Origin of the sequence: Castellaniella sp., assembly GCF_034007085.1 — a bacterium.
Lineage (GTDB): Bacteria > Pseudomonadota > Gammaproteobacteria > Burkholderiales > Burkholderiaceae_B > Castellaniella.
Genome location: NZ_JAVERO010000015.1, coordinates 22,674 through 30,211 on the forward strand (window position 1 = coordinate 22,674; position 7,538 = coordinate 30,211).

Here is a 7,538-nt window from a genome sequence, read left to right on the forward strand (position 1 = left end):
GATCACGCGACCTCCCGCAGCATGGGGAAACCCAGGCGTTCACGCGCGTCGTAGTAGGCCTGCGCCACGGCCCGCGACAGGGCGCGGATGCGGCCGATGTAGGTGGCGCGTTCGGTGACGCTGATGGCGCCGCGCGCATCCAGCAGATTGAACGTGTGCGCGGCCTTGAGGGTGGCTTCGTAGGCGGGCAGGGCGAGCGGGACTTCGATCAGGCGTTTGGCCTCGGCCTCGTAGTCGTTGAAATGAGCGAACAGCATGTCGGTGGAAGCGTATTCGAAGTTATAAGTAGACTGCTCGACCTCGTTCTGATGGAAGACGTCGCGGTAGTACACAGGGGTGCCGTCCGGGCCCCGGGTCCAGACCAGGTCATAGACCGACTCCACCCCCTGCAGGTACATGGCCAGGCGTTCCAGGCCGTAGGTGATTTCGCCCATGGTCGGGTTGCAGTCCAGCCCGCCGACCTGCTGAAAGTAGGTGAACTGGGTGATTTCCATGCCGTTGAGCCAGACTTCCCAGCCCAGGCCCCAGGCGCCCAGGGTCGGATTTTCCCAGTCGTCTTCGACGAAGCGGATGTCGTGCTGCTGCGGATCGATGCCCAGAGAACGCAGGGAACCGATGTACAGGTCCAGGATGTCGAGCGGTGCGGGTTTGAGCACGACCTGGAATTGGTAATAATGCTGCAGCCGATTGGGGTTTTCGCCATAGCGGCCGTCCTTGGGACGGCGCGAAGGCTGCACATAGGCGGCACGCCAGGGTTCCGGGCCGATGGCGCGCAGGAATGTGGCGGTATGCGACGTGCCGGCGCCGACTTCCATGTCGTAGGGTTGCAGCAGGGCGCACCCCTGGCGATCCCAATATTGCTGGAGCGATAAAATCAGTTGTTGGAATGTGAGCATGGCGTGGCGGGCCCGGCCCGCGATGAGTTCGTGTCGTCCGGATGGCGCGGCCTGGGCCGTGTCCGAAACGGCCATTTTATCCACTTCTCTTTTTTCGGAGAAAACATGAGTGATTGCCTCGACGTGCAGCGTCTGGACGGGGTGCTGGTCATGCAGCTCAACCGGCCCCAGGCGCGCAATGCGATCAACCTGGAGACCGCGCAGGCCCTGGCGGCAGCCCTGGATGTCCTGGACAGCGACCCGGACCTGCGTCTGGGGGTGTTGACCGGATCGGGGGGAAATTTCTGCTCAGGCATGGACCTGAAGGCTTTTGCCGCGACCGGCCAGCGTCCGTACGTGGGCAAGCGTGGCTTTGCCGGGCTGTGCGAACAACCGCCGGCCAAGCCTCTGATCGCTGCCGTCGAGGGTTACGCGCTGGCAGGGGGCTGCGAACTGGTGCTGGCCTGCGATCTGGTCGTGGCGGCGCGCGACGCCCGTTTCGGCCTGCCCGAGGTCCGGCGCGGTCTGGTGCCGGGGTCGGGCGGCATGCTGCGCCTGCCGTCGCGCATCCCCTATCATGTCGCCATGGAAGCCGTGCTCACGGGCGAGATGTTTGGCGCCGAACGCCTGCACCAGCTGGGCCTGGTCAATCGGCTGGCCGAGCCGGGCGCGGCGCTGGACGAGGCGCTGGCGCTGGCGCGGACCATTGCGGCCAACGGCCCGTTGGCGGTACGCACGGCCAAGTCCATTGTTTCTCAGTCGCGCAGCTGGCGGCCGGACGAAATGTTCGAGCGCCAACGGCCCCTGATTGCCCATATCTTCACCTCGGAGGACGCCCGTGAAGGGGCCACCGCGTTCGCCGAAAAACGCCCCCCGGTCTGGAAAGGAAAATAATGACCACGATTACCGAAGACGACTTGATCCAGTCGATCGAGGACGCAGTCCAATTCATCAGCATTTACCATCCGCTGGATTACATCCAGCATCTGGCGCGCGCCTACGAACTCGAAGAAAGCCCTGCGGCGCGTGACGCCATTGCCCAGATCCTGACCAATTCCCGCCTGTGCGCCGAAGGCCACCGCCCGATCTGCCAGGACACCGGCATCGTCAATGTGTTCCTGAAGATCGGCATGGACGTGCGGTTCGATACGCGCCGCAGCCTGCAGGAACTGTGCGACGAGGGCGTGCGCCGGGGGTACACCAACCCCGACAATCCGCTGCGTGCCTCGGTGCTGGACGACCCCCTGTTTGCGCGCCGCAACACGCGCGACAACACGCCCTGTGTGCTGCATGTCGAACTGGTGCCCGGCGATACGGTCGATGTCCAGGTCGCGGCCAAGGGCGGCGGTTCGGAAAACAAGACCAAGTTCGCCATGCTCAATCCCAGCGAATCCCTGGTGGATTGGGTGCTCAAGACCGTGCCGCACATGGGCGCGGGCTGGTGTCCCCCGGGCATGCTGGGGATCGGGGTGGGCGGCACGGCGGAAAAGGCCATGCTCATGGCCAAGCAGTCCCTGATGCAGGACATCGACATGTACGAACTGCTGCAGCGCGGTCCGCAGAACAAGCTCGAAGAACTGCGCATCGACCTGTATCGCAAGGTCAATGCCCTGGGCATCGGCGCCCAGGGCCTGGGCGGGCTCACCACGGTGCTGGATGTCAAGATCCTCACCTATCCGACGCATGCGGCATCCAAGCCCGTGGCCATGATTCCCAACTGCGCGGCCACGCGCCATGTGCATTTCACGCTGGACGGCAGTGGCCCGGCGGCGCTCCAGCCGCCCGCGCTGTCCGAATGGCCGGAAGTCCACTGGCGGCCCGATTACAAGGCTTCGCGCCAGGTGAACCTGGACACGCTGACCCGCGAAGAAGTCGCTTCCTGGAAACCTGGCGAGCGCCTGCTGCTGTCCGGACGCATCCTGACCGGGCGCGATGCGGCCCACAAGCGCATTCAGGACATGCTGGCGCGCGGCGAATCCCTGCCGGTGGATTTCCGCGGGCGCGTCATCTACTACGTCGGCCCGGTCGATCCGGTGCGTGACGAGGTCGTCGGCCCGGCTGGCCCCACCACCTCCACGCGGATGGATGCGTTTACCGATATGATGCTGGGGCAGACGGGCTTGCTGGCCATGATCGGCAAGGCGGAACGCGGTCCCGAGGCCATCGAGGCCATTCGCCGCCATGGCTCGGCCTACCTGATGGCCGTGGGCGGTTCCGCCTACCTCGTATCCAAGGCCATCCGTTCCGCGCGGGTGCTGGGCTTCGAGGATCTGGGCATGGAGGCCATCTACGAATTCGAAGTGCGCGACATGCCGGTGACGGTCGCTGTCGATGCCCAGGGCACCTCGGTTCACCAGACCGGGCCGCGCGAATGGCGCGAGCGCATCGCCGCGCGCATCGTTCCGGCGCAGGCCTGAAGGCCGACTTGAAGCAAGGGGATTACCATGCGTAACACATTGATGCGTTCGGCGCTGTTCGTCCCGGCCAGCAGGCCGGAACGCATATCCAAGGCGGTCGCCAGCGGCGCGGATGCCGTCATCGTCGACCTGGAGGACGCCGTCGCGCCCGAGGCCAAGGCCAGCGCGCGCGATGCGCTGGCACGCCATGCGGCGGCGCATCCGGCCGATCGCCTGTGGGTGCGCATCAATGATGGCACCACCCCCTGGTTCGAGGACGATCTGGCTCTGTGCCGGTCGCTGCCGTCGGTCACCGGCATCGTCCTGCCCAAGGCACAGGCCGCAGAACACGTCTATATCGTATCCGGGGCGGGCAAGCCCCTGATGCCGGTGATCGAATCCACCGCCGGCTTGCGGGCGCTGGACCGGATCGCCGAAGCCCACGGCGTGGCGCGGCTGTCCTTCGGCAGCCTGGATCTGCTGGTCGAACTGGGCACGCGGCCCATGACGGAAGCCTCCCGCCTCGTGCTCGGGCAGATCCGTTTCGACATCCTGAAAGCCAGCCGCATGCACGGGCTGGCCGACCCGCTGGATTGCGTCCATCCGGACTTCACCGATCTGGATGCACTGGAACGTTCATGCACGATGGCCCGGGATATGGGGTTCGGCGGGATGATGTGCATCCACCCGGCCCAGATCCCTGTGGCGCATCGCGTCTACCGGCCCTTGCTCGAGGAAGCCGACTGGGCGCGCCGGGTCGTGGAGCATGCCGATTCGACGGGCGAATATGCCTTTCGCCTGGATGGCCGCATGGTCGATCTCCCCCTGATCGAGCGGGCCCGGCGCATTCTGGAACGGTTCGCATGAAGGCCTATCTGGATCTGGTCCGCTCGATTTTCGATCAGGGTGCCTGGCAGGACAACCGCACCGGGGTGCGTACCCTGAGCCTGCCGGGTGCTTGCCTGCGCTTTGATCTGCGCCAGGGGTTCCCTGCCGTGACCACCAAGCGCCTGGCTTTCAAGTCCGCCATGGGCGAACTGGTCGGTTTCCTGCGGGCGGCCGACAGCGCGGCGGATTTTCGTGCGCTGGGCTGTCGGGTCTGGGACCAGAACGCCAACGAGAACCGCGCCTGGCTGGACAGCCCCTGGCGCGACGGCCCCGATGACCTGGGGCCGGTCTACGGGGTGCAGTGGCGCCAATGGCCTGCCTACAAGCTGTTGCCACAAGACGCCATCACACGCATCGAGGTCGCGCAAGGGCAGGGGTTTCGTGTGGTCGGGCCAGTCCTGGACCAGGGGCGGCCGCACGTGCTGCTGTACAAGGCCGTGGATCAGCTGCGCGCCTGCCTGGATGCCTTGATCCGGGATCCGGGCAGCCGGCGCATCCTGTTCCATGGCTGGAACTGGGCGCAGATCGACGAAATGGCCCTGCCGCCCTGCCACCTGCTGTACCAGTTCCTGGCGAATCCGGCATCGCGCGAACTGTCGCTGTGCCTGTACATCCGCAGCAATGACGTGGGGCTGGGGACGCCGTTCAATCTGGCCGAAGGCGCGGCCCTGACGCATCTGGTGGCGCGCCTGACGGGCTATGAGCCGCGCTGGTTCACCTATTTCATCGGGGACGCGCACATCTACGAGACGCATGTGGACATGCTGCGCGAACAACTCACCCGCGATCCGCTGCCGGCGCCCCGGCTGCGGCTGTCGGACCGCATCCCGGCCTATGCGGATACGGGCCGCTACGAGCCCGAATGGCTGGAACGTCTGGAGCCGACGGATTTCGCGCTGGATGATTATCGCCACCATGCGCCCTTGACGGCGCCCATGGCGGTGTAGGCGGCCTGCCCGCCCAGATCTCGGCCAGCACGCACCCTCGTGTCGGAACAGACTGCTGACAGTCCAGAAACGGGGTGCGCGCCGTTCTGACGCCGGAGGACGGCTCAGGCTTCGACGATCTCGATTGAATGCGTGATCTCGGCCGTTTTTTCCAGCATGGCGATGGCCGAGCAATACTTTTCGTGCGACAGCGATACCGCGCGTTCGACGGCGGCAGCGGGCAGGGCGCGGCCCGTGATCCGGAACGCGTAATGGATTTTTGTGAAGACCTTCGGTTCGGTGTCGGCGCGTTCGGCCATCAGGGTCACTTGGCAGCCCGTCACGGCGTGGCGGCCACGTTTCAGGATCAGCACGACATCATAGGCGGCGCAGCCGCCGGCCCCGGTCAGGACGGTTTCCATGGGCCGGGGGGCCAGGTTGCGGCCGCCGCCTTCGGGCGCGCCGTCCATGGCCAGGACGTGACCGCTGCCGGTGCGGGAAATGAACAGCATGCCCTCGGGGCCTTGCCAGTCGATGGTGCATTCCATGGTGAGTCTGTTTCCTGTGTGAGTTCTGAAAACCGGTGCGTCCCCCGGCAGACCGATGCCTGGGTGGGCAGGATGCCCGCATCGAAATCAGGGTAATTCAGGCTTGAAAGCACCCGCTAGATTTAACATAAATAAATTCTATGCCTAAAATAGCTGGCTGCCGGGGCTGGCTTTCCATGCCCCGCGCGTTTTTTGTCTTTCAACGGAAGTGCCGTGGATACCGTCACCGTATTACTCCTGACCTTCATATTATCCGTCACAGGGCTGGGTGTGTTCATCTGGTCGCTGCGGCGGAACATGTTCGATGACAACCCCGAAGCCGCCTCGGTGATTTTTTCGACCGGCGAAATCGGTCATGTCGAGGACCCGTCCGCCACGCCCGAGCAGCGGGCGGGTCTGCAGCAGGTCGTCACCGACGGCGGCCAGGCCGTCGTCGATCCGTCCCTGGCCAGTCGATTGAAGCAGGAATTGGCGGCGCGCCTGGAGGCCGATCAATCCACGGCCTACGTGACCTTTGCTTTCCTGTGCTGTGCCATCGTCTGGCTGGTGCTGGCCTCGGCCTTTGGCCTGATCAGTTCCATCAAGCTGCACAATCCGGAATTTCTCACGGAATATGCCTGGCTGACGTTTGGGCGCACGCGCACGCTGCACCTGAACATGGTGGCCTATGGCTGGTGCCCGATGGCGGCGTTTGGCGTGGCGATCTGGATGCTGCCGCGCCTGTTGAAGACGCGTCTGTACGGCGGGCGCTTCGCGCTGCTGGGCTGCATGCTGTGGAATGCCGGCCTGATCGCCGGTCTGGGCAGCATCGCCGTGGGCATCAACGATGGCCTGGAATGGCTGGAAATCCCTTGGCAGATCAGCATCCTGCTGGTGCTGGGCGGCGCCCTGATCGCGCTGCCGTTGGTGTTCACCTTGCGCAACCGCAAGGTCGATCATCTGTATGTGTCGATCTGGTACATGGGCGCGGCGCTGTTCTGGTTCCCGGTCCTGTATCTGGTGGGCAAGATGCCGGGCGTGCACTTCGGCGTGGAACAGGCCACCATGAATTGGTGGTTCGGCCACAATGTGCTGGGCCTGTATTACACGCCGATCGCCCTGGCCTCGGTCTATTATTTCCTGCCCAAGATCATCGGCCGTCCGATCCAGTCCTACAACCTGTCGCTGATCGGCTTCTGGGCGCTGGCCTTTTTCTACGGCCAGGTCGGCGGCCACCACCTGGTCGGCGGCCCGGTGCCGCACTGGCTGGTCACGCTGTCGATCGTCCAGTCCATGATGATGATCATCCCGGTGCTGGCATTCTCGGTGAACCAGCACCTGACGATGCGCGGCCATTTCAAGACCATGTACTACTCGCCCACGCTGCGCTTCATCGTGCTGGGCGCCACAATGTACACCGTCAGTTCCATCGAGGGCTCTTTCGAGGCCCTGCGCAGCATCAGCACGGTCGCGCACTTCACCCATTTCACGGTGGCGCATGCCCACCTGGGCCTGTACGCCTTTTTCTCCATCGTGATGTTTGGCGCCATTTATTTCGTGATGCCGCGCGTCATGTCCTGGGAATGGCCACATCCGAAACTCATCATCGCGCATTTCTGGCTGGTGGCCCTGGGGATCGGCATCTATGTCGTCAGCCTGTCCATTGGCGGCTGGCTGCAGGGCCTGGCCATGCTGGACGCGACCAGGCCTTTCATGGACTCGGTCCGGGTCACGATGCCCTATCTCGAAGGCCGCACGCTGGGTGGCGCCATGATGACCCTGGGTCATCTGGTGTTTGCCGTTCATTTCGTGCTGATGGCCCTGCGCTATGGCACGAGCCGCGTGGGTCCTGCCTTGTTGCATACGCGTAAATCCTTGCCTGAGCGTCAGGCGATTGCGGGGGCCTGATCATGGAAAGCGAATACA

Annotated in this window: 7 protein-coding genes; 5 read left to right on the forward strand and 2 right to left on the reverse strand. The window is 64.5% G+C overall.

Annotation, left to right across the window (positions count from 1 at the left end; all coding sequences use genetic code 11):
- Positions 1–2: 2 nt before the first annotated feature.
- Complete coding sequence (glyQ, locus tag RBR29_RS02930; protein WP_320347087.1) at positions 3–896, reverse strand: glycine--tRNA ligase subunit alpha; 894 nt, start codon at positions 894–896, stop codon at positions 3–5.
- Between the two features lie 105 nt (positions 897–1,001).
- Between glyQ and RBR29_RS02935 the strand changes: the two genes are divergently transcribed.
- The 4 genes from RBR29_RS02935 to RBR29_RS02950 are packed head-to-tail and all read left to right on the forward strand — an operon-like array spanning position 1,002 to position 5,106.
- Complete coding sequence (locus RBR29_RS02935; RefSeq protein ID WP_320347071.1) at positions 1,002–1,769, forward strand: crotonase/enoyl-CoA hydratase family protein; 768 nt, start codon at positions 1,002–1,004, stop codon at positions 1,767–1,769.
- Complete coding sequence (locus RBR29_RS02940) at positions 1,769–3,292, forward strand: fumarate hydratase (protein ID WP_320347073.1); 1,524 nt, start codon at positions 1,769–1,771, stop codon at positions 3,290–3,292. Before RBR29_RS02935 ends, RBR29_RS02940 begins: the two co-directional genes overlap by 1 nt.
- A 27-nt stretch (positions 3,293–3,319) precedes the next feature.
- Positions 3,320–4,138: a CoA ester lyase gene (locus RBR29_RS02945; protein ID WP_320347075.1), complete on the forward strand. Its 819-nt coding sequence runs from the start codon at positions 3,320–3,322 to the stop codon at positions 4,136–4,138.
- Positions 4,135–5,106 (forward strand): thymidylate synthase, encoded by a 972-nt coding sequence (locus RBR29_RS02950; RefSeq protein WP_320347077.1) that lies wholly within the window; start codon positions 4,135–4,137, stop codon positions 5,104–5,106. Before RBR29_RS02945 ends, RBR29_RS02950 begins: the two co-directional genes overlap by 4 nt.
- Before the next feature lie 104 nt (positions 5,107–5,210).
- Here RBR29_RS02950 and RBR29_RS02955 read toward each other — a convergent pair whose 3' ends face one another.
- Positions 5,211–5,633, reverse strand: a complete 423-nt coding sequence (locus tag RBR29_RS02955) for an OsmC family protein (RefSeq protein ID WP_320347079.1) — start codon at positions 5,631–5,633, stop codon at positions 5,211–5,213.
- A 213-nt stretch (positions 5,634–5,846) separates the two neighbouring features.
- Between RBR29_RS02955 and RBR29_RS02960 the strand changes: the two genes are divergently transcribed.
- Positions 5,847–7,520 carry a cbb3-type cytochrome c oxidase subunit I gene (locus RBR29_RS02960; RefSeq protein WP_320347081.1) on the forward strand — a complete coding sequence of 558 codons (1,674 nt, stop codon included), beginning with the start codon at positions 5,847–5,849 and terminating at the stop codon, positions 7,518–7,520.
- Positions 7,521–7,538: the final 18 nt, after the last annotated feature.

What these genes read in the sequence shown, in the direction of transcription:
- glyQ (WP_320347087.1), bottom strand. Translation starts at nt 896, where the DNA reads ATGCTCACATTCCAACAACTGATTTTATCGCTCCAGCAATATTGGGAT.
- RBR29_RS02935 (WP_320347071.1), top strand. Translation starts at nt 1,002, where the DNA reads ATGAGTGATTGCCTCGACGTGCAGCGTCTGGACGGGGTGCTGGTCATG.
- RBR29_RS02940 (WP_320347073.1), top strand. Translation starts at nt 1,769, where the DNA reads ATGACCACGATTACCGAAGACGACTTGATCCAGTCGATCGAGGACGCA.
- RBR29_RS02945 (WP_320347075.1), top strand. Translation starts at nt 3,320, where the DNA reads ATGCGTAACACATTGATGCGTTCGGCGCTGTTCGTCCCGGCCAGCAGG.
- RBR29_RS02950 (WP_320347077.1), top strand. Translation starts at nt 4,135, where the DNA reads ATGAAGGCCTATCTGGATCTGGTCCGCTCGATTTTCGATCAGGGTGCC.
- RBR29_RS02955 (WP_320347079.1), bottom strand. Translation starts at nt 5,633, where the DNA reads ATGGAATGCACCATCGACTGGCAAGGCCCCGAGGGCATGCTGTTCATT.